Genomic DNA, 20309 nt, shown 5'->3' on the forward strand with positions numbered 1-20309 from the left:
AGGCGATAACGTAGCATAAATACCAAACATGCGCTGCCCGTAGGGTTTTTTCTAGGGGCTATTACCTTTTTGTTGCCTACATGGATGTAGGTAAGGGGCGTGAGCAGGACGCGGAAGCTTTGCTTGGTTTTTACTTAGCCCACTAGGTTACAAATCTCGCGCCGCGATTTAATCGCCCCTAGATTGAACAAATTTCAATCCACAAAGGCCAACACGCCCCTAGATTTAGAACATAATTTCATAGTGGAAGTAGAATGGATCAATATATTGAATTTATTACAAATCATCCTATTTTAAGCCTAGCTTGGGTTGGTCTTGTATTCCTTATTGTAAGCGGCTGGATAAAGAGCAAGTTTTCAGCAGTGAGAGAAATAAACCCACAGCAATTAACACTTCTTATTAATCGTGAAGATGGCAAAGTAGTTGATATTCGTGCTCAAAAAGAATTTAACGCAGGTCGTATTGCGGGTGCTGAACACTTAAGCCCTGAAAAAGCAAAACAATCTGACTTTTCAAGCCTTGAAAAGCACAAGAGCAAACCCATTATACTAGTATGTGCCACAGGCATGACTGCTCAAGGTATTGCTAATGCAATGCATAAAGCAGGCTTTGAATCGGTTTATGTATTATCAGGTGGTATGGGGTCGTGGCAATCTGCCAGCCTTCCAACTACAACAGGTCGCTAATCAGTTTAGTAGTACCGATAGAGGATTTATTATGAGTAATGTTGTTTTATACACCAAAGCGTACTGTCCATTTTGCCAACGTGCTCTTGCACTCTTAAACAGTAAAGGCGTTGAGTACACAAATATTGATATTGGTGTTCAACCAGAGCTTCGCGATGAAATGATTGCTAAAGCAGGTGGCGCAAGCACAGTACCGCAAATTTTTATTAATGATGAACATATCGGTGGCTGCGACGACATGATGGCTATTGAAGCGCAAGGTAAACTTGACGCTAAGCTAAATGCTTAATTTTAATTATAAAAACTAACACGTAGGAAGCACAATGAACGAAGAAAATCAAAACGCAGCAGCACAAGAAGGTGGCGCACAATTTACTATTCAACGTATTTACACTAAAGATGTATCGTTTGAAACGCCTAACTCGCCTGCGATTTTTCAAAAAGAATGGACGCCAGAAGTTAAGCTAGACCTAGACACGCGCTCTAATAAGCTAGACGAAGGTGTGTTTGAAGTGGTTTTAGCATTAACGGTTACTGCTTCTATTGGTGAAGAAACTGCGTTTTTATGTGAAATTCAGCAAGCCGGTATTTTTACAGTTGGTGAGCTTGAAGAAGTACAACTAGCACATATGCTAGGTGCATACTGCCCTAACGTGTTATTCCCATACGCGCGTGAAGCCGTATCTAATCTTGTTAACCGGGGTACTTTCCCACAGCTTAACCTTGCGCCAGTGAACTTTGATGCGTTATTTGCACAATACATGCAACAACGTACTGCGCAAGCTGAGCAGGTTTCAGCAGACGCATAATTTATGAGTACAGCAACTTCAGCTGTTACTGTATTAGGAGCGGGGTCTTACGGCACCGCTCTTGCTATTTGCTTAGCCCGAAATGGTCACCAAGTGACACTTTGGGGTCGCAATAGCGACGACGTTGCCACGCTTGCAGCTGAGCGGAAAAATCAACGTTACCTTCCTGATGTACCATTCCCCGACACTCTTTTATTACAAGCCGATTTACAACAAGCCGTAGCCAGCAGTGCCATTGTACTTGTGGTTGTGCCAAGCCATGCCTTTGCAGATACATTGCAGCAAATTAAACCTGCGCTGGTTGAAGGTGCGCAAGTTGCGTGGGCAACAAAAGGGCTTGAGCCAAATACTGGTCGCTTGTTACAAGAGGTTGCCCTGCAGGAACTAGGTGATGAGATGCCGCTTGCGGTTTTATCAGGGCCAACCTTTGCAAAAGAAATGGCAATAGGGCTACCTACTGCGATATCGGTGTCGGCTACCTCAACGGAGTTTGCGCAACAACTTGCAGATTTACTCCATTGTGGGCGCTCGTTCCGCGTGTATAACAACGATGACTTTATTGGCATTCAGTTAGGTGGCGCGGTTAAAAACGTAATAGCCATTGGTGCAGGTATGTCTGATGGGGTGGGCTTTGGTGCTAATGCGCGTACTGCACTGATCACTCGCGGCTTAGCTGAGCTAACGCGCTTAGGGTGTGCCTTAGGTGCAAAGCAAGAAACCTTTATGGGTATGGCCGGACTTGGCGATTTAATCTTAACATGTACCGACAATCAATCGCGCAACCGTCGCTTTGGTTTGGCATTAGGTAAAGGTGAAGGGGTTGATGCTGCAATTGAGTCTATAGGGCAAGTTGTTGAAGGCTTTAGAAACACAAAAGAAGTGTATTTATTAGCACAACGCGCCGGTGTAGAAATGCCTATTACTGAGCAAATTTATAAAGTACTTTATGAAAATAAAGATATGAAAGAAGCCGCCATGGCACTATTAGGCCGAGAGCAGCGCGCCGAATAAATGAGCATATAATGCTCACTTTATTAAAAGCATGAACTTGCTTTGCTATTAAAAAACCGACGCTATGTCGGTTTTTTATTGTTTGGTACAAGGTGCTTATTGCGCGTTAGGAAAGCCTAGCTGGCGCCAAGATTCATAAACGAATACCGCCACTGCGTTAGATAGGTTCATACTACGGCTATTGGGCTGCATAGGAATGCGCACACGCTGATCGTTAGGCAGCGCTTGAATCATCTCATCGGGGAGGCCGCGAGTTTCTGGCCCAAACACCAAGCAATCACCTGCTTGGTAACTGGCCTCATGATGAAACTGGCTGCCTTTAGTGGTGCATGCATACACTTTTTTAGGTTGGCACTTTTCAAGGTAGGCTTCAAACGAGGCATGGCGCTGTACGTTACTAAACTCGTGGTAATCTAGCCCGGCACGTTTTACTCGCTTATCGTCCCACTCAAAACCTAATGGCTCAATTAAATGCAATGAGTAACCTGTGTTTGCACACAAGCGTATGATATTTCCTGTATTTGGTGGAATTTCAGGTTGATATAAAACGATATCCAGCATAATGCGCCTTTCTATTAATCTATAATTTGACGAGTGGCAGTATACACGAAACCGGTAAAAAAAATGATATACTCGCGCCATTGAATACCGCAAGTAGTGAATATTAACGTGCATCACCGTAGTTACGAATTTTGGGTTAAAACATCAAGCATAGTTACCATGGTTATGGTTAGCTTAATGATAGCCGCTAAAACCTGGGCATGGTTGGCATCGGGTTCAGCCTCTATGCTTGGCTCATTAACCGATTCATTAATGGATATTACCGCCACTGCCATGAGCTTTTTAGTGCTAGGGTATGCACTGCGCCCAGCAGATGACGATCACCGTTTTGGTCATGGCAAAGCAGAAGCCCTAGCCGGACTTGGCCAGGCTGCGTTTATAGCAGGGTCGGGGTGCTTATTGGCGTTTCACGGTATTGAGCGATTATTTAACCCAATTGTGCTTAGTCATTCACTGTTAGGTGTGTGGGTGAGTATATTTGCTATTGCTTGTACGTTAGTGATTGTGTTTTTTCAGATCAAAGTGGTTAAGCATACCGAATCCATCGCTATTAAAGCAGACTCGGTGCATTACAAAGGGGATTTAATTTTAAATGCGGCGGTATTACTTGCTATTTTGCTCTCGTACTATGGGGTGTTATACGCAGATCCGCTGTTTGCTATAGGCGTTGCCGGTTACTTACTTTATAACAGTTGGGATATTGCGTGTGAGAGTGCCGATCATCTTATGGATAAAGAACTCCCAGATGATGAAAAGCAAAGTATTTTAGATATTGCTAACGCACATAAAGATGTACACGGTGTACATGATATTCGCACTCGCCAAGGCGGTAAAATTAAGTTTATGCAAATGCACTTAGAGCTTGATGATCATTTAAGTTTAATACGTGCCCACAATGTGGCTGACGATGTAGAAAAGGCGCTTGCCGAGCGCTTTGACTCTGAGGTTGATATTTTAATTCATCTAGATCCGCTTTCGGTGGTACCTAAGTATCAAACGAAGAACAAAACTGATACAAGCGCATAAGCACAGGTTTTCTAATTTCGTCGCGTTCAAACAATAGCTCGTGCTTAGCCCCTGCAAAGCTTTTCAGCTCGGCGTTAGGGAGCCTATTTACGAGCTTTTGTTGCGCGTTGTTATCAACCACTTCATCGTTTTGTGCGCTGGCAATAAAAATAGGGAGGTTGATTGTGTGGGTATCCACGGCAGACATAAAAGCAAAGCTTGCATTTAACCAGCCATATGTAACGCCGCCTAACTGTAAAAGTGGCTGTTGTTGATAAGTGAGCCTAAAGAGGTTGTACCGCACTTGGCTGCTGGTTAAGGTATTAAGCGCAAATTCTTCTGGGTTGTAATCGTTTTGCCCTAGCGCATAACTGTAGCCAAAACCGAGCTTTGTGGCGGCGCGGGCTATAAATTTAGCTACCGGTTTAGGAATACCTTTAGTGTAAATATCAAACATGGGCGCAGATAAAAACGCACCGCTGAAAGTATGCGGGTAATTTGCAAAATAATCGTACGCTATAGCGCCGCCCATAGAGTGGGCTAATAATATTTTTTTGCCTTGCCAGTGTTTATTTACAATATGTTGGTTAAATAAATCTAAGTCGGCACTGTAGTCACTAAAGCGTTTTACATACCCTTTGTGCTTATTTTTTAACGGTCGATACGAGCGGCCTTGCCCTTGGTGGTCGGCTATAAATACCGCATAGTTATTCGTGTAAAGCTCCCACAGTAGCTCTTTGTATTTTTCAAGCCCTTCTATGCGCCCAGAGCTAATTACTATGGCAGTGTTAGCTGTTTCTGGCACTGCGTAAGCAAAAAACAGTTTACCTTCAGATGCATTAAAATAGTTTTTATTAAGTACATTTTCGTAAAAGTGATTAATGCGTGCTTGGTTACTTTCAAGCGCTGATTCGGTACTGTAAAACATGTTTACTCTTTAATTAGTGGCAGGGTGATATTGGCACAAAGCCCGCCTTTTTCTTTATTAGATAGCGCTAAACTACCGCCGTGGGCAATAATAGCATTTTTAGCGATAGCTAAGCCAAGCCCTGTGCCGCCACTTACTCTGTCGCGAGCATCAGATTGCCTAAAAAAGGGCTCACAAAGCTTGCTCAGTTGCTCATTTGGAACGCCAGGGCCATCGTCGCAAATCTCTATATAGATTTGGTTGTTATAGTGTACGTTAAAGCTAATGTTGCTGTGCGCGTATTTTATTGCGTTACGTAATAGGTTTTCGAGTGCGCTGGCAATTAATGATTCATCGCAGCTTAGCATTACATCGGCATTGCCACTAAAAGTAAGTGTTTTAGTATTTTGCTTGGCTTCAAACTGCGCATCGTTTAATACGTGCTCTACTATATCTTTTAACGATTGCTTTTGAAGAGACAGTGCTTGGCTTTGCGCTTCTAAACGTGAGACTTGCAGTACATCAGCAATCATTTTATCAAGTTGATTCGCTTCTTTTTCTATCCGTAATAAATACGATTGGCTTGCCTCGTTGGCTTGCATTTGAGCAAGGCCTGTTGCCATTTTTAAACGCGTAAGTGGGGAGCGCAACTCGTGAGATATATCAGCAAGCAAACGCTTTTGAGCACTAATAAGTTGCTCAAGCTGATTGGCCATACTGTTAAAGTCGCGGCCAAGCACCCCTAATTCGTCTTTTCTGTTAGCAGGTATGGCAACACGCGCTGATAAGTCGCCTGATGACAGTTTTATGGCTGCTTTTTTAAGGCTGTTAATTGGGGCAATTAAGTTACGGCTAAATATAAAGCTCAGTACTAAAGAGGCAAAAATAGCCACCAAGACTTTCATCCAATTTGGCATTAACTTAAAACGCATGAGTAAAGGCGGTTGGTGGTTAATATCGATTTCGTAAAGGTAAAATTGCCCCTCGGGCACAGTGATTAGTACTGGGCCAAAAGCTTGGTACTTTTCGGTAAAAATAATCTGTGGTGCTAAGTTTTGGCTAAAGCTAAGTAAATTCAAGTCTATTTCGGCGGGTATCTCTTTATTACTTAATGCGTCTTCGGGTTGCGCTGTAGCTAAATATAAAATTTTGCGTTTTGAAAGCCTAGGGTGCGTTAAAACATCGGCAAGCGTGCGTTTGTGCTTAGTTACACTTCGCTCAATACTTTTGGCTGTGTAAATTAGGTTTTTTTTCATTGGTCCACGCAGAGACTCAGTGCTTACAGCATTGATTGCAGTAATGTTACTTAAAAATATAAGCGCTGCTACAGTCCCCGTTATCGTCAGCCAAAACCAAGCAAATATTTTAAAAAATAAATAATGCCTAGGGTGCTTTAGCCAGGCAAAGTAATGCTTATTACTCCCCTTGGATGAAAACATAGCCTGTACCTCGCATTGTTTTTATTCGCTCGCCTGGGATGTGCTCGGCTATTTTTTTGCGAATATTGCTAACGTGCATATCAATTGAGCGATCAAACGAGGCTAAGCGCCTGCCCAGTACTTCCTCGCTTATTTGCTCTTTACTGACAACTTCGCCGGCATTTTTAATTAATAGCACGAGTACCTCGTACTCTGTGCCAGTAAGTGTAAGGGGGTGGTCGCTAATGGTTGCCTCACGCGCTGCCAAATTAACCGTAATGCCGTTTATATTTATTTTACTGGGTGTTGCAACATTTAAGCTATTTATGTGCTCTATGCGACGAGTAATCGCTTTTACGCGAGCAAGCAACTCACGGTGGTTAAAGGGTTTGGGTATATAATCGTCAGCGCCAAGCTCTAAGCCAAAAATGCGGTCAAAGTCTTCGCCTTTTGCAGTGAGCATAATGACCGGCGTTAACTTGGTTTGCCTAAGTTGTTTAAGTACCTCAAAACCATCAAGGGTGGGGAGCATGACATCTAGTAATATCAGCGCGTAGTCGTTTGCTTGGGCAAGTTTTAAGCCTTGCTCGCCATCGTGAACGCTTTGTACCTCAAAACCTTGTGCGGCTAAATATTCAGTAAGTAGTTCGCACAAACCTGTGTCGTCATCAATCATTAATAGCTTCATTTCAAACCCTTAGGCAGTTTCTATATGGTTATTTTACTTCGTAAATTGTGCAAAAGTGAATCTTTACACAACCTTTACACTGCTTTGCGTTACTTTGCGTTGCAAGGGGTATAGTTAACTCACTGGCTTAGCAGTCACAACCAAATTCAATCCATCCAATATTAAGGTGATGATTATGACTAAAGTAAATACACTTTCAAAATTAGTACTTATTTGTGGTCTAGCAACGGCTACACTTGGTGCCGGTAGCGTATTAGCAAAAGGCGGCATGCACGATAAGCAAGGTCACTCTCAAGCGCGTTTTTTATTATCTGAGCGCGGTGCCGACAAGCTTGATTTAACTGACGAGCAACAAACTAAGCTTGAAGCTATTTTTGAAGCGCAAAAAGCGCAAATGAAAGCACTACGTGGCACTGATAAAGAAGCACGTAAAGCTGAACGCGAAGCGCATAAAGCTAAAATGGATGCACTACTTAGCGCTCCAACATTTGACGAAAACGCGGCGAAAGAGCTAATAAATGCACGCCACGAAAAAGGCACTGAAATTGGTTTAATTAAACTAAAAACACAGCATCAAGTAATGCAGGTGCTTAACGCTGAGCAGCAAGAAAAGTTTGCTAAAATGCAAAAGCGTATGGGTAAAAAGCATCGTAAGCAAAGAGGCTAATTATATTCTTTACCCAACACATCAAAAAGCCAGCTTAATACTGGCTTTTGTTGTTTAAGAAGGTGAAAAAGGTTTATTTAAAAAAGTCATCATCGTTTTTAGCCATCATTTCTTCAATATCTTCAATATCTTCAATCATATCTTGGCTAATTTGGTTCGCCGAGGTAATAGGCGTTGAGATTTTATTGTTCTCAAACGACCACTCACCCAAGTCTATAAGCTGACAGCGCTTAGAACAAAAAGGGCGGTGGGGGCTTTGCTGTGACCACTCAACTTTATTCTTGCAGGTTGGGCAGTTAACAATTGTTGGCATACTTTACTCTCTACAATTACGCGTTAAGCACATGTACTTAACGCTACTAACTCTACATATTTGTAACGCGGTTTATTTCAGCCAAAGACGTTAAACCATCTGCGGCTTTACGTAAACCCGATAATCGCAAGTTATTAAACCCAGCTTGCAGAGAAACCTCTGCTATTTCGAGTGAATTACCACCGCGCATAATAATTTGTGCAATTTCAGGGGTAATCTGCATTACTTCGTAAATACCTACACGGCCTTTGTAACCATCGGTGCAATTTTCGCAGCCTTTGGGTGCGTATAGTGTCATGTCTTCAATTTGTGCTGTGCTAAAGCCTTGACGAGCTAATTCTTCTGCTGGCAGTGTTTCTGGGGTTTTACATTTAGGGCATAAACGCCTAGCTAAGCGCTGGGCAATAATCAAACTTATTGAGCTTGCCACGTTATACGCAGGCACGCCCATATTTAATAAACGCGTTATGGTTTCGGGGGCTGAGTTGGTATGCAGTGTTGATAACACTAAGTGACCTGTTTGCGCCGCTTTAATTGAAATTTCTGCGGTTTCTAGGTCACGTATTTCACCAACCATTACCACATCTGGATCTTGACGTAAAAAGGCACGCAGGGCGTTGGCAAAGGTCATCTCGGCTTTGGGGTTTATTTGTACTTGGTTAACCCCTTCAAGGTTTATTTCTACCGGATCCTCGGCGGTGCTAATGTTTCGCTCTGGTTGGTTAAGTATATTTAAACCAGTATAAAGCGATACTGTTTTACCCGACCCGGTAGGGCCGGTTACAAGTATCATACCTTGTGGTTGCCCAAGCGCATCCATATAGAGCTTTTTTTGATCCTCTTCGTAACCTAATACGTCAATACCTAGCATAGCGCTTGATGAATCAAGAATACGCATTACTATTTTTTCGCCCCATAACGTAGGCATAGTACTTACACGAAAATCGATGCTTTTTCGCTCGGTAATCTTTAATTTAATACGGCCATCTTGTGGTTTACGTTTTTCTGCAATATCAAGGCGCGACATGACTTTTATACGCGCCGATAGCTTACTCGCTAAAGTATTAGGGGGGTTGGCAACTTCATGCAAAATACCATCAATACGAAAGCGAATGCGGTATTTATGCTCGTAAGGTTCAAAGTGTAAATCGGAGGCGCCCTTTTTAATGGCATCCATTAAAATTTTATTAATATAAACAATGATTGGCGCATCGTCTTTATCATCATCTTTAGGTGTGGTCTCTTTAGAGTTTTCATTATCTAAGTCGGCAAACTCTTTAAATTCATCGGCGCTTAAATCTAAGCTGCCTGCGGCATCAAGAAGTTGCTCAATTTTATTATCCAGTTGAATGTAATCAACCACGACTATTTCGCACGATAAGCCAGTGCTAAATTCAAAGTTTTCAAAGGCGCCGTAGTCAGTCGGATCGGAGGCGGCAATGTATACTTTTCTGCCTTTTTGAACCAGCGGTAAAATGTGGTGTTTACGTATTAGCTTTTCTTTAACTAAATCTTCGGGGATTTGTGCAGGGTCGAAGTCTTTTAAATCAAAATACGGTACGCGAAATAAGTCTATACATTGTTCAGCTAAGTCGTTGCTGTCAATTTTTCCACATTTAGATATAAGCTCAGCGGTTGAGGCAAACTCTTGCTGTTTTGCTTTTACGGTATCGGCATCAATGCGGCCAAGCGTTATAAATTTTCTCAATAACGGTGAGTTAATATTCATTGCGCACCTGTATTATTCCTTCAATAGTAAGCAATTTATCAGAAACAAGAAGGGATTACATAATCTTTCGTTCTTTGCAGTGATTTTACTAACTAAAATATAAATTTATGTAAGTTATGACCCTAGTAATGGGATTTAGTTTTACTGTTTAAAGCATAGTGTAGGTAATTTTTATGAAGAACAACAAGTTCTGCATGAACAAGCGGTAACTCGCGGTCATTATTAAGGATATCATCGGCTTTTTGTTGTTTTTCTTCACGCGACATTTGCGATGCTATAATGCTATTTACTTGCTCAAGGCTAATATTGTCGCGTTTAATAGTACGTTCAATTTGTACAGGCAGTGGTACATCAATTAATAAAGTACGGTTGCAGTATGTGTTAAGTTTATTTTCAAACAATAATGGCGCAACTAATACAACATAAGCACTGGTTGCATTATTTAAATCAGTGAGTACTCTCTCTCGAATAAGTGGGTGCAATAGAGCATTAAGCCACTCTTTATCATCATTGTTGGTAAATATTTTAGTGCGCAGCACTGCTCTGTTTAATGTGCCATCGGGTAGTAAAATACTCTCACCAAAGTGTTCAGCAATAGCATTTAGCCCTTCACTATTTGGCTCTACTACATCACGAGCAATTATATCGGCATCAACTACAGTAATATTAAGCTCTTCAAACATATTGCTAACGGCTGTTTTACCGCAGCCAATACCACCCGTTAAGCCTAGCACCCAGTTATTTATCGTAGTTGTTTGCTCAGCCATATTAATAGCCAATTAAATTAAAATACATATTTTGAATCTGACTGCCCCACAATAGTGTTATCCAACCAGCTATGGCTAGATAAGGGCCAAAAGGGATTGGTGTGGCTTTGTCTTTACCTTGAATGCTTAATAGAGCAATACCTATAATTGCACCTACTATGCTTGAAAGCAGAATAATAGTTAAAAGTGATTGCCAACCAAGAAGTGCGCCAAACACGGCTAGCAATTTAAAATCGCCATAGCCCATGCCTTCTTTGCCGGTTAATAGCTTAAATAACCAAAACACACTCCATAAGCTTAAATAACCAAAAGCGGCACCCATAATTGCATCACTTGGCGTAATTGTAATTCCAGCAACAGCGGCAATAAGTGCCAGCCACACTAGCGGTAAAGTAAGTTGATCAGGCAGTAGCATGTGGTCAATATCAATAAAGGTGAGTGCTACTAAAATCCACGTTACAAAAATATATAAAAGGGCTTGCTCTGTTGCACCAAAACTATAAGCGATAGTAATGCTTAGTATGGCTGTAATTACCTCAACGGCAGGATAACGAGCAGAGATAGGATTGCTGCAACTTGCACATTTACCTTTAAGTAAAATCCAACTAATAACGGGTATATTCTGCCAAGGCTTAATAGCCGTTTTGCATTTAGGGCAGGTAGAATTAGGTTTTACTAAGTTAAAAGGCTCAGTGGTGCTAGCCTTTGAAGGTTTAGTTGTGAGTTCATCTTCTAACAATAATCGGCATTCACTTTGCCACTCACGTTGCATCATCAGTGGCAGCCGGTAAATAACCACATTTAAAAAACTACCAATACACAGGCTTACTAAGCTCACAGTTAAAAAATAAAACCACTGCTGGCTTTGCATTACGGTGGTTATATCAAGAAAAAGATTTTCCATTAAAATACCTAACTTCAGGCCATTTATAAGCCAATTTTATTTCGCAAGCTATTAATTAGCGTTTACAATTTTGCTTACAGCTATGTTTTTAAATTACAGAACCCAACTGGAAAATTGGCAAGTACATGGCAACAATTAGGCCACCTACAAGCACACCGAGTACGGCCATAATAAGCGGCTCTAATAAGCTAGATAAGCCATCTACTGCATCATCAACTTCTTGCTCGTAAATTGTCGCTACTTTTGCAAGCATACCATCAAGCGAGCCAGACTCTTCACCAATGGCCACCATTTGAATCACCATATCTGGAAATATTTTAGCATTACGCATCGCCCAGTTCATTTGGTTACCCGAGCTCACTTCTGCTTTTATATCTAAAATAGCATAGCGATACACTGCATTGCCGGAGGCGCCTGCAGCAGAGTCCAGTGCATCAACAAGGGGTACACCTGCAGCAAAGGTGGTCGAAAGCGTACGAGCATATCGTGCAACAGCGGCTTTATTTAAAATCATGCCAATTACAGGGAGTTTTAATATAGCCCTGTCGGTAGCATCTCTGAGTTTTAAACTTCTGAGTTTGGCTTCTTTAAACGCATAACCAAAACCAACAAGTGCTATTAAGATTATCCACCAATATGCTTGCATAAATTCTGATATGCCAATTACAAATAAGGTAAAGGCAGGAAGCTGTGCGCCAAAGCCTGCAAATATCTCTTGAAACTGAGGCACTACAAAAATAAGTAAGATAGAGGTAACAATACCAGCGATAACCAATACTGAGATAGGATAAAACATGGCTTTTTTAATTTTTGATTTAAGCGCTTCTGATTTTTCTTTGTATAAAGCAACACGGTCGAATATTTTATCAAGCGCACCCGACTGCTCACCCGATGCCACTAAATCACAATATAAATCATCAAAATAACGGGGATGTTTTCTGAGTGCTTGTGAGAGAGGTAGCCCTGCTTTTACTTCATCGCCAATAGTTTCCATTAACTTACCAACACTTTTGTTAGTAGAGCCTGAACCAATCATCTCGATAGCTTGAATTAATGGAACCCCGGCCATTAACATAGTGGCAATTTGGCGTGTAACTAAAGCAATATCTTTAGGCGTGATTTTTTGAGTGCTTTGTATGCCTAATAGGGGTTTTGGCTTACGCTTAACTTTTGATGGGGTTATTCCTTGCTTTCTAAGCTGTGCTTTGACGAGGGCAATACTTGAACCTGTTAGCTCACCTTCAAGCTTTTTCCCCCGTGCACTTACCCCAACCCACTGAAAGGTATCAAGGCCTTTATCTTGTGTTTTGTTTGACATAGTAATAAAAACTTAAAAAAGCTAGAGGTAGAAAAATCAAAGTTAATAAAAAACGCTCAATAGAGCGTTTTTTTTAAAGTTTTGATTTATTGTGGGCAGCTAGAAGGAGCAAGAGTTGCGTCAGTTGCACCAGAAGTTGCACATGTCCACTCCCCATCAGTAGCTCGTGACCAAGTCAAGGTAGCAGCACTTACTTGAGAAGGTGCATTTTCAATAGCACATTCAATAGTACCTACACCAGCAGCAGTCATTGATGCAGTAATAGTACAGTTTTGTGTAGTTGCATCTTTTATTGCAGTTAACTCTGTAACATCAGCTACAGCAGTGCCGCTGTTCGCTTTTATTTCCATTTCTGTTTTAGCACCTGTTATCTCAGCTAAACCAGCTGTCAATTTTGATGATGCTTGGTAATTTGAGTAAGCAGGCAAAGCCACTGCAGCAAGAATACCGATGATTGCTACAACAATCATTAATTCGATTAGGGTGAAACCCTGTTGTTTTTGAGTCATTGTTTTCATGTTTCCTCTCCTAAAGGATAATATTTTGTAAAGTAGTCAGGTTAGTGGCGAAAGTGCCAAGCTTAATTTACCTGATTAACTTTACAGATTTACTTAAAAATAAATTTTCACGTACTTTTAGCCTTAGGTATGAAACACAAAAGCTAAATGTGAGTTCATTATGTTGCAACTTACACAGGCTACCTAAACACAAAGTAGACTAAATATAGGAAACATACTGACCATTTGCTTTAATCTTTTAGGTATTTTTTTAAGATTGAAACAAAAAGTAGTTACTTATCACTATATTTTTCAAGGAAGTAATACAACTGGATTAGTGTAACACTTTTTTTTAGTGTATAGCACCCATATTTTTCTAAAAAGGATACTTTATTTAACAAAATGTTACAAAGTAGCTCTTTTGGCTTATTTAAAGTCTTTTTTCCTAGATTGTCAATTGATTAGCTATAGTTAAGTTAAATGTGTTGTTTTAAAATTGCTCAAAACGCATCGATAAATCGATTGATTGTAAATTTTTTGTAAGCGCGCCGCTGGAGATGAAGTCGACACCTGCTTGTGAGTAAGTTTTAACTGTTTCTAGCGTCATATTGCCAGAAACCTCTAATTTAGCGCGCTTATTAGTAATGACAACAGCTTGTTGAATTTGTTCCACACTAAAGTTATCGAGCATGATTATATCGGCACCTGCATTAATGGCTTGCTCGAGTTCATGTAACGACTCTACTTCTACTTCTACTGGTTTTGTAGGGTGGTTTTGCTTGGCTTGTGCGACAGCTTTATCAATACCGCCACACGCTGCTATGTGGTTTTCTTTAATTAAAAACGCATCGAATAGGCCTATACGGTGGTTTGCACCGCCACCGCATTTTACAGCGTATTTTTGAAGTAGCCTGAGTCCGGGTATTGTTTTACGGGTATCGAGCAGTTGGGTTGTGGTGCCGCTAAGCTCTTTTACATAATTTGCAGTGGTGGTTGCGGTACCCGAAAGCGTTTGTACAAAGTTAAGCGCAGTACGCTCGGCGGTTAAAATAGAGCGGGCAGCGCCTTTAGCGGTAAATATGGTGCTGTTTGCTGGCACAAAGTCGCCATCATTTACTAATACGTTTACTTCAACGCTTGAATCTACTTGCTTAAACACTTCTGTAATAATGTCTTTGCCGCAAAAAACGCAATCTTCACGGGTAATCACTTTGGCATTTGTATGCTCATTTTGCGGGATAAGTTGCGCGGTTATATCACCATCTTGCGCAGTTTGATAATTTAGATCTTCATCTAAGGCGAGGGTAACAAGTTGAGTAATAAGCGAGTGCGAAATTGACATATGAAGGCTCATAAGTGTTAATAAATTAAGCAAATTTTACTATGTTTAAATAGCTAAGAGAAGCGCTTTTAAATAAGTGAGGCTATTACACCTGCATATAGAGCACACCCGCTAAAAGCCGCTTTGCTAAGCGGTTACATGTTGGCTAACCGTAATGGCTATCATTCTGTATTTAAATCCTTTAGCATCAAGCTTATGTATACCGTGGTTTTAAAATAATGCAAATAGATTCAAGCGGCGTTGTCGCTAATATAACACTGCGGCCCAGTACGCATTTTGATGAGCGCCCTAAAAATACCGATATTTCGCTGTTGGTTATTCATAATATTTCCCTGCCGGCCGGGCAATTTGGCACCGAACACGTTGATGCCCTGTTTATGGGTGAGATTGATTGTAATGCGCACCCCACCTTTTGTGATTTAAATGGGCTTAGAGTCTCGGCGCACTGTTTTATAAAACGTACAGGCGAGATTATTCAATATGTGCCATTTAATAAACGCGCATGGCATGCTGGGCAGTCTGAGTATGCTGGGCAAAGTGCGTGTAATAATTTTAGTATAGGTATTGAGCTTGAGGGCACAGATACCACACCTTATACTCAGGCGCAGTACACAAGCTTACATAACCTGACAAAGGCTATTATGATTCGCTACCCGTTTATTACCACAAAGCGTATAGTAGGGCATTGCGATATAGCACCTGGGCGAAAAACCGACCCTGGGGAAAGTTTTAATTGGTCTGCTTATATAGGCAGGCTAGATCAAGCAAATTAAGTGAGTCGCCATCATGATTTTAGTTTCTATAATTATTGCACTAATACTTGAGCGCTTAGGGGCTCGCTCTCAGTACTGGCAAATTAGCTATTACACTAATGGTTATTTAAACCGTTCGGGTAAATTACTTAATGAAAATGGATTGTTTGGCTCGGCAATTGGCTTTTTAATTTGGCTAGTGTTGCCGGTAGTGGCTGTGGCGCTTATATATGTTCTTTCTGACTTTGTACTGTGGCAATTAGCTATAAATGTTGTGGTTTTATTAGTGTGCTTTGGTTGTGCTAAGCACCGGGCTTTATATAAGTCGTACTTAAATGCATTAACGCGAGATGATAAAACCGCTGCTTCATTATACGCACTCCAAATGGGGCAAAAACACTTAGAGGATGAGGAAGGCGGAGAAACATTTGGGCAAACCTTAGCGTGGATCAACTTTAGATTTTACTGCGCCGTAATTTTTTGGTTTGTTGTGCTTGGCGCCCCAGGAGCAGTATTGTATGCAATAGTGCGTACACTTGCCGATTTAGTGAAAGAAAACCACAAAGTGGTGTTTGCTAATCGCTTTAAGTTGCTGCATAAATTATTATTTTGGCTAGATTGGCTACCTGCGCGTGTTGCAAGCTTTGGCTACTTAGTTATTGGTAACTTTAATAAAGGGACAAGTTGTTGGTTGGATTATGTGCTGGATTTTAAAACATCAAACCGAAAAGTAGTTACATGTACAGCCCTTGCAGCCGAACAAGTAGAACAGCGTTATTACGGATGTGCCGTTGAAGCTACCTGTATGATTAAGCTCGTTAAACGCAATGTGCTCTTTTATTTAGTACTGATTGCACTGCTTACTTTATTTGGCGGTTTATCGTAGTCGCGATTTTATATCGCGCAATGAACGCCGCGCTTACGGTGAGTATCGCGGCAAGATAATTAGTCGCGGGGTTAACCCGCCGCTCCCACCTTTTTGACTCAAAAACTAATTTCTTCAATAAATTCAACTAGAGTGAATATTCTAATTTATTCTGGTCAGACCATTTGTTTTCATCCTGTTAACGTTTGCACAAAACATCCACAATTTTGTACTGTTTTGAACTTCGTTCAAAATGCGTTACGCTAGCTTAATTGCTCAAATAAACCGTAAATTGACAGTTATTTGCCTTTTTGATACCTTATTGAAAATTTTTGGTATGACCAATTTACCTCTTGGGTAAATGGTCAAGCTCTAGGCCTTAAAAATTAGGCTTTTTAGTATTTATACAACGTGGACGTTGATTAATGTCTTTAAAGATTAAAGCAGCAAAATTATCTGATGTTATTTTACAGCAACTTGAGAACATGATTCTTGAGGGCTCATTAGCGCCAGGTGAAAAACTGCCGCCAGAGCGCGAACTAGCAAAACAGTTTGAGGTGTCTCGCCCCTCACTACGCGAAGCCATCCAAAAGCTAGAAGCAAAAGGTTTAGTTACTCGTAGGCAGGGCGGTGGCACGTTTGTAAAGAACCAGCTTGAAGAGGGGCTCACTGATCCGCTATTTGATTTGATCAGTAAGCATCCTGAATCACAGTTTGATTTACTTGAATTTCGTCATGCGCTTGAAGGGATCGCGGCTTATTATGCTGCGCTTCGTGGTACCAGCACCGATTTTACCAAAGTTAAACAAAGCTTTGATAAAATCGCCCAAGTTAATAACGATTTACAGCTAAAAGCCAAAGCAATTAATGCGTTTCACTTTAGTGTAGCCGAAGCCTCACACAACGTGGTTTTACTTCACTTAGTGCGAGGCATGCAAGCGCTACTGGAACAAAATGTATTGCAAAACTTAACGGTTTTATTAAAAAAACCAGATATAAGCAATCAATTAGCCCAGCACAGGCGCTTATTAATGGATGCCGTAATTGAGGGCAATCCAGAACAAGCCCGTTTAGCCAGTAATGCCCATTTAGCCTTTATTGAAGAAGCATTACTTGAAGCGGGTAAAGAGCATTCGCGAATTGAACGTAGTTTAAGACGCACAAAACAAAATTAAGCTAATACGCTGTACTTAGAACACACTAAATTAGGTATACGTGGTATTAAATTAACAACATTCGTATTTTAAACATAAGGAAACCTCCATATGTCTGAAGTCAATAAAATTGACGTAGACGCGCTAGAAACACAAGAGTGGTTACAAGCTCTTGAATCAGTTGTGCGCGAAGAAGGTGTTGAACGAGCTCAGTTTTTACTTGAGCAAGTGTTAGAGCAAGCCCGTTTAGACGGCGTTGATATGCCAACTGGCACAACAACTAACTACGTTAATACTATTCCAGTAGATCAAGAACCGGCTTACCCAGGGGATGTAAACCTTGAGCGTCGTATTCGTTCGATTATTCGTTGGAATGCAATCATGATTGTATTACGTGCATCGAAAAAAGATCTCGACTTAGGCGGCCATATGGCGTCTTACCAATCATCAGCTGCGTTTTACGAAGTGTGTTTTAATCACTTTTTTAAAGCGCCAAATGAGGTAGACGGCGGTGACTTAGTTTACTACCAAGGCCATATTTCTCCGGGCATTTATGCACGCGCATTTGTTGAAGGTCGTTTAACAGCTGAACAGCTTGATAACTTCCGTCAAGAAGTAGATGGCAAAGGCCTTCCTTCATACCCACATCCTAAATTAATGCCTGAATTTTGGCAGTTCCCAACGGTATCTATGGGCTTAGGTCCAATTGCGTCTATTTACCAAGCGCGCTTTTTAAAATACCTAGATGGCCGTGGCTTAAAAGACACTAAAAACCAACGTGTATACGCGTTTTTAGGTGACGGTGAAATGGATGAGCCAGAATCACGCGGCGCAATTTCTTTCGCTGCACGTGAAAAGCTAGACAACCTATGTTACCTAATTAACTGTAACTTACAGCGTTTAGATGGCCCAGTTATGGGTAACGGTAAAATTATTCAAGAGCTAGAAGGCCTATTTAAAGGCGCTGGTTGGAACGTAATTAAAGTTGTATGGGGTAGCGGATGGGATATTCTGCTAGCGAAAGATACATCGGGTAAATTACTACAATTGATGAACGAAACAATTGACGGTGATTACCAAACATACAAAGCTAAAGATGGCGCGTACGTACGTGAGCACTTCTTTGGTCGTTATCCAGAAACAGCTGCACTTGTTGCTGATATGACGGATGACGAAATTTTTGCGCTTAAGCGTGGTGGTCATGAGCCATCTAAACTTTATGCTGCATTTAAAAAGGCTGAGCAAACAAACGACCGTCCTACTGTAATTCTTGCTAAAACTGTAAAAGGTTACGGCATGGGTGAAGCAGCTGAAGGTAAAAACATTGCGCACCAAGTGAAGAAAATGGACATGAGCCATGTTGAACACTTACGTGATCGTTTAGGCCTACAAGACTTAGTATCAGAAGAGCAAATTAAAGATCTTCCATACTTAACGCTTGAAGAAGGTTCAGAAGAATACAAGTACTTACATGCACGCCGTGAAGCACTTAAAGGTTACACACCTACACGTATTCCTAAGTTTACGGAAGAGCTAAAACTGCCAGAAGTAGACGCGTTTAAGCCGCTACTTGAAGAGCAAAAGCGTGATATTTCTACCACAATGGGCTTTGTACGTGCACTGAACGTGTTATTAAAAGACAAAGGCATTGGTAAAAACATTGTGCCAATTATTGCTGATGAAGCACGTACATTTGGTATGGAAGGTTTATTCCGTCAAATCGGTATTTACAATCCACATGGCCAAAACTACACCCCTCAAGACCGTGATATTGTTTCTTACTACAAAGAAGCAACATCAGGACAAGTTCTTCAAGAGGGTATTAACGAGCTAGGTGCAATGTCGTCATGGGTAGCTGCTGCAACATCTTACAGCACTAACGATTTACCTATGATCCCATTCTACATTTACTACTCTATGTTTGGTTTCCAACGTGTTGGCGACATGGCATGGATGGCGGGTGACCAGCAAGCACGTGGTTTCTTATTAGGTGCAACAGCAGGTCGTACTACGCTAAATGGTGAAGGTCTACAGCACGAAGATGGTCACAGCCATATTCTTGCAAATACGGTTCCTAACTGTATTTCTTACGACCCAACGTACGCATTTGAAGTAGCGGTAATTATTCAAGATGGTATTCGTCGTATGTACGGTGAAAACCAAGAAAACATTTACTACTACCTAACGCTTATGAACGAAAACTACCATCAACCAGCAATGCCAGAAGGCGCTGAAGAAGGTATTCGTAAAGGTATTTACAAGCTTGAAAGCTACGAAGGTAAAAAAGCCAACGTACAGTTATTAAGCTCAGGTACTATCATGACTGAAGTGCGCAAAGCTGCAGCCATTTTAAGCGAAGAGTACGGTATTGCTTCTGATGTTTACTCAGTAACATCATTCAATGAGCTTACCCGTGACGGTCAAGACGTTGAGCGTTTCAACATGCTTAACCCAGAAAGCGAGCAAAAAACGCCTTACATCACTAGCGTATTAAACGATTCAGTGACTGTTGCTGCGACCGACTACATGAAAAACTACGCAGAGCAAGCGCGTTCATTTATTCCAAGCAGCAACTATAAAGTGCTTGGTACAGATGGTTACGGACGCTCTGATAGCCGTGAAAACTTACGTCGTCACTTTGAAGTTAATGCAAGCTACGTGGTTGTTGCTACGTTATCTGAACTTGCTAAACGTGGTGATGTTGAAAAGTCAGTGGTTGTTGAAGCAATTAAAAAGTTCGACATTGACACAAACAAACTAAATCCACTGTACGCATAAGAGGTTTGCAATGAGTATTGAAATTAATGTACCAGATATCGGTGGCGATGACGTAGAAGTAACCGAAATCTTAGTAAGCGTTGGCGACAAAGTAGATGTTGATCAATCGCTACTAACCGTTGAAGGCGATAAAGCATC

The 20309-nt window shown here is 41.2% G+C and carries 22 protein-coding genes; 11 read left to right on the plus strand and 11 right to left on the minus strand.

Features of this window, described 5'->3' with window-relative positions; genetic code table 11:
• The first annotated feature begins 254 nt into the window (after positions 1-254).
• Genes CWB60_RS12880 through gpsA form a run of 4 tightly spaced genes read left to right on the plus strand, consistent with a single transcriptional unit; the run spans position 255 to position 2506 of the window.
• Complete coding sequence (locus CWB60_RS12880; protein ID WP_004588616.1) at positions 255-686, plus strand: rhodanese-like domain-containing protein; 432 nt, start codon at positions 255-257, stop codon at positions 684-686.
• Between the two features lie 31 nt (positions 687-717).
• Positions 718-975, plus strand: coding sequence for a glutaredoxin 3 (grxC, locus tag CWB60_RS12885; RefSeq protein ID WP_004588615.1), 258 nt, complete (start codon positions 718-720; stop codon positions 973-975).
• A 34-nt stretch (positions 976-1009) separates the two neighbouring features.
• Positions 1010-1495 (plus strand): protein-export chaperone SecB, encoded by a 486-nt coding sequence (gene secB / locus CWB60_RS12890; protein WP_004588614.1) that lies wholly within the window; start codon positions 1010-1012, stop codon positions 1493-1495.
• A 3-nt stretch (positions 1496-1498) separates the two neighbouring features.
• Positions 1499-2506, plus strand: coding sequence for an NAD(P)H-dependent glycerol-3-phosphate dehydrogenase (gene gpsA / locus CWB60_RS12895; protein ID WP_138579892.1), 1008 nt, complete (start codon positions 1499-1501; stop codon positions 2504-2506).
• A 96-nt stretch (positions 2507-2602) separates the two neighbouring features.
• Here gpsA and trmL read toward each other — a convergent pair whose 3' ends face one another.
• Positions 2603-3067 (minus strand): tRNA (uridine(34)/cytosine(34)/5-carboxymethylaminomethyluridine(34)-2'-O)-methyltransferase TrmL, encoded by a 465-nt coding sequence (gene trmL, locus CWB60_RS12900; protein WP_004588612.1) that lies wholly within the window; start codon positions 3065-3067, stop codon positions 2603-2605.
• A 108-nt stretch (positions 3068-3175) separates the two neighbouring features.
• Here trmL and CWB60_RS12905 point away from each other — a divergent pair, with 108 nt between their 5' ends.
• Positions 3176-4093 (plus strand): cation diffusion facilitator family transporter, encoded by a 918-nt coding sequence (locus CWB60_RS12905; protein WP_029773365.1) that lies wholly within the window; start codon positions 3176-3178, stop codon positions 4091-4093.
• On the opposite strand, the gene CWB60_RS12910 is transcribed toward CWB60_RS12905, so the two are convergent.
• From CWB60_RS12910 to CWB60_RS12920, 3 genes are read right to left on the minus strand one after another with little or no spacing between them, the layout of a single operon-like run.
• Positions 4053-5000, minus strand: a complete 948-nt coding sequence (locus tag CWB60_RS12910; RefSeq protein ID WP_055252664.1) for an alpha/beta fold hydrolase — start codon at positions 4998-5000, stop codon at positions 4053-4055. The two genes, CWB60_RS12905 and CWB60_RS12910, sit on opposite strands and share 41 nt — an antisense overlap.
• Positions 5001-5002: 2 nt before the next feature.
• Positions 5003-6418, minus strand: coding sequence for an ATP-binding protein (locus CWB60_RS12915; protein WP_138579891.1), 1416 nt, complete (start codon positions 6416-6418; stop codon positions 5003-5005).
• Positions 6396-7085, minus strand: coding sequence for a response regulator transcription factor (locus CWB60_RS12920; protein ID WP_138579890.1), 690 nt, complete (start codon positions 7083-7085; stop codon positions 6396-6398). Before CWB60_RS12920 ends, CWB60_RS12915 begins: the two co-directional genes overlap by 23 nt.
• Positions 7086-7260: 175 nt before the next feature.
• Between CWB60_RS12920 and CWB60_RS12925 the strand changes: the two genes are divergently transcribed.
• Positions 7261-7752: a Spy/CpxP family protein refolding chaperone gene (locus CWB60_RS12925; protein WP_138579889.1), complete on the plus strand. Its 492-nt coding sequence runs from the start codon at positions 7261-7263 to the stop codon at positions 7750-7752.
• A gap of 73 nt (positions 7753-7825) precedes the next feature.
• On the opposite strand, the gene yacG is transcribed toward CWB60_RS12925, so the two are convergent.
• The 7 genes from yacG to nadC form a co-directional block, all read right to left on the minus strand.
• Complete coding sequence (gene yacG / locus CWB60_RS12930) at positions 7826-8065, minus strand: DNA gyrase inhibitor YacG (protein WP_138579888.1); 240 nt, start codon at positions 8063-8065, stop codon at positions 7826-7828.
• A 52-nt stretch (positions 8066-8117) separates the two neighbouring features.
• Entirely contained in the window at positions 8118-9794 is a 1677-nt protein-coding gene (pilB, locus tag CWB60_RS12935) for a type IV-A pilus assembly ATPase PilB (RefSeq protein ID WP_138579887.1), read from the minus strand.
• A 122-nt stretch (positions 9795-9916) separates the two neighbouring features.
• Complete coding sequence (gene coaE / locus CWB60_RS12940) at positions 9917-10561, minus strand: dephospho-CoA kinase (RefSeq protein WP_138579886.1); 645 nt, start codon at positions 10559-10561, stop codon at positions 9917-9919.
• A 1-nt stretch (position 10562) separates the two neighbouring features.
• Positions 10563-11465, minus strand: a complete 903-nt coding sequence (locus tag CWB60_RS12945; RefSeq protein WP_138579885.1) for a prepilin peptidase — start codon at positions 11463-11465, stop codon at positions 10563-10565.
• A gap of 88 nt (positions 11466-11553) precedes the next feature.
• Positions 11554-12783 carry a type II secretion system F family protein gene (locus CWB60_RS12950; RefSeq protein WP_138579884.1) on the minus strand — a complete coding sequence of 410 codons (1230 nt, stop codon included), beginning with the start codon at positions 12781-12783 and terminating at the stop codon, positions 11554-11556.
• An 86-nt stretch (positions 12784-12869) separates the two neighbouring features.
• Positions 12870-13301, minus strand: a complete 432-nt coding sequence (locus tag CWB60_RS12955; protein ID WP_138579883.1) for a pilin — start codon at positions 13299-13301, stop codon at positions 12870-12872.
• Positions 13302-13770: 469 nt separating this feature from the next.
• A complete protein-coding gene (gene nadC, locus CWB60_RS12960; protein ID WP_138579882.1) occupies positions 13771-14622 on the minus strand; it encodes a carboxylating nicotinate-nucleotide diphosphorylase in 852 nt (283 codons plus the stop codon).
• Between the two features lie 218 nt (positions 14623-14840).
• On the opposite strand from nadC, the gene ampD reads away from it, so the two are divergent.
• The 5 genes from ampD to CWB60_RS12985 all read left to right on the plus strand — a co-directional run.
• A complete protein-coding gene (gene ampD, locus CWB60_RS12965; RefSeq protein ID WP_138579881.1) occupies positions 14841-15395 on the plus strand; it encodes a 1,6-anhydro-N-acetylmuramyl-L-alanine amidase AmpD in 555 nt (184 codons plus the stop codon).
• A gap of 13 nt (positions 15396-15408) precedes the next feature.
• Positions 15409-16260, plus strand: coding sequence for a beta-lactamase regulator AmpE (gene ampE, locus CWB60_RS12970; RefSeq protein WP_138579880.1), 852 nt, complete (start codon positions 15409-15411; stop codon positions 16258-16260).
• A gap of 404 nt (positions 16261-16664) precedes the next feature.
• Positions 16665-17414, plus strand: a complete 750-nt coding sequence (gene pdhR, locus CWB60_RS12975; RefSeq protein WP_004588597.1) for a pyruvate dehydrogenase complex transcriptional repressor PdhR — start codon at positions 16665-16667, stop codon at positions 17412-17414.
• Positions 17415-17504: 90 nt separating this feature from the next.
• Entirely contained in the window at positions 17505-20171 is a 2667-nt protein-coding gene (aceE, locus tag CWB60_RS12980) for a pyruvate dehydrogenase (acetyl-transferring), homodimeric type (RefSeq protein WP_138579879.1), read from the plus strand.
• A 10-nt stretch (positions 20172-20181) separates the two neighbouring features.
• On the plus strand, positions 20182-20309 hold a 128-nt coding region (locus CWB60_RS12985), incomplete at its 3' end, for a biotin/lipoyl-containing protein (RefSeq protein WP_138628009.1).

It is taken from the genome of Pseudoalteromonas sp. S327, from assembly GCF_005886415.1.
GTDB classification, from domain to species: domain Bacteria; phylum Pseudomonadota; class Gammaproteobacteria; order Enterobacterales; family Alteromonadaceae; genus Pseudoalteromonas; species Pseudoalteromonas atlantica.

What these genes read in the sequence shown, in the direction of transcription:
- CWB60_RS12920 (WP_138579890.1), bottom strand. Translation starts at nt 7,085, where the DNA reads ATGAAGCTATTAATGATTGATGACGACACAGGTTTGTGCGAACTACTT.
- ampD (WP_138579881.1), top strand. Translation starts at nt 14,841, where the DNA reads ATGCAAATAGATTCAAGCGGCGTTGTCGCTAATATAACACTGCGGCCC.
- CWB60_RS12910 (WP_055252664.1), bottom strand. Translation starts at nt 5,000, where the DNA reads ATGTTTTACAGTACCGAATCAGCGCTTGAAAGTAACCAAGCACGCATT.
- CWB60_RS12880 (WP_004588616.1), top strand. Translation starts at nt 255, where the DNA reads ATGGATCAATATATTGAATTTATTACAAATCATCCTATTTTAAGCCTA.
- CWB60_RS12915 (WP_138579891.1), bottom strand. Translation starts at nt 6,418, where the DNA reads ATGTTTTCATCCAAGGGGAGTAATAAGCATTACTTTGCCTGGCTAAAG.
- gpsA (WP_138579892.1), top strand. Translation starts at nt 1,499, where the DNA reads ATGAGTACAGCAACTTCAGCTGTTACTGTATTAGGAGCGGGGTCTTAC.
- pdhR (WP_004588597.1), top strand. Translation starts at nt 16,665, where the DNA reads ATGTCTTTAAAGATTAAAGCAGCAAAATTATCTGATGTTATTTTACAG.
- CWB60_RS12925 (WP_138579889.1), top strand. Translation starts at nt 7,261, where the DNA reads ATGACTAAAGTAAATACACTTTCAAAATTAGTACTTATTTGTGGTCTA.
- CWB60_RS12945 (WP_138579885.1), bottom strand. Translation starts at nt 11,465, where the DNA reads ATGGAAAATCTTTTTCTTGATATAACCACCGTAATGCAAAGCCAGCAG.
- trmL (WP_004588612.1), bottom strand. Translation starts at nt 3,067, where the DNA reads ATGCTGGATATCGTTTTATATCAACCTGAAATTCCACCAAATACAGGA.
- aceE (WP_138579879.1), top strand. Translation starts at nt 17,505, where the DNA reads ATGTCTGAAGTCAATAAAATTGACGTAGACGCGCTAGAAACACAAGAG.
- CWB60_RS12955 (WP_138579883.1), bottom strand. Translation starts at nt 13,301, where the DNA reads ATGAAAACAATGACTCAAAAACAACAGGGTTTCACCCTAATCGAATTA.
- yacG (WP_138579888.1), bottom strand. Translation starts at nt 8,065, where the DNA reads ATGCCAACAATTGTTAACTGCCCAACCTGCAAGAATAAAGTTGAGTGG.
- coaE (WP_138579886.1), bottom strand. Translation starts at nt 10,561, where the DNA reads ATGGCTGAGCAAACAACTACGATAAATAACTGGGTGCTAGGCTTAACG.
- ampE (WP_138579880.1), top strand. Translation starts at nt 15,409, where the DNA reads ATGATTTTAGTTTCTATAATTATTGCACTAATACTTGAGCGCTTAGGG.
- secB (WP_004588614.1), top strand. Translation starts at nt 1,010, where the DNA reads ATGAACGAAGAAAATCAAAACGCAGCAGCACAAGAAGGTGGCGCACAA.
- nadC (WP_138579882.1), bottom strand. Translation starts at nt 14,622, where the DNA reads ATGTCAATTTCGCACTCGCTTATTACTCAACTTGTTACCCTCGCCTTA.
- pilB (WP_138579887.1), bottom strand. Translation starts at nt 9,794, where the DNA reads ATGAATATTAACTCACCGTTATTGAGAAAATTTATAACGCTTGGCCGC.
- grxC (WP_004588615.1), top strand. Translation starts at nt 718, where the DNA reads ATGAGTAATGTTGTTTTATACACCAAAGCGTACTGTCCATTTTGCCAA.
- CWB60_RS12950 (WP_138579884.1), bottom strand. Translation starts at nt 12,783, where the DNA reads ATGTCAAACAAAACACAAGATAAAGGCCTTGATACCTTTCAGTGGGTT.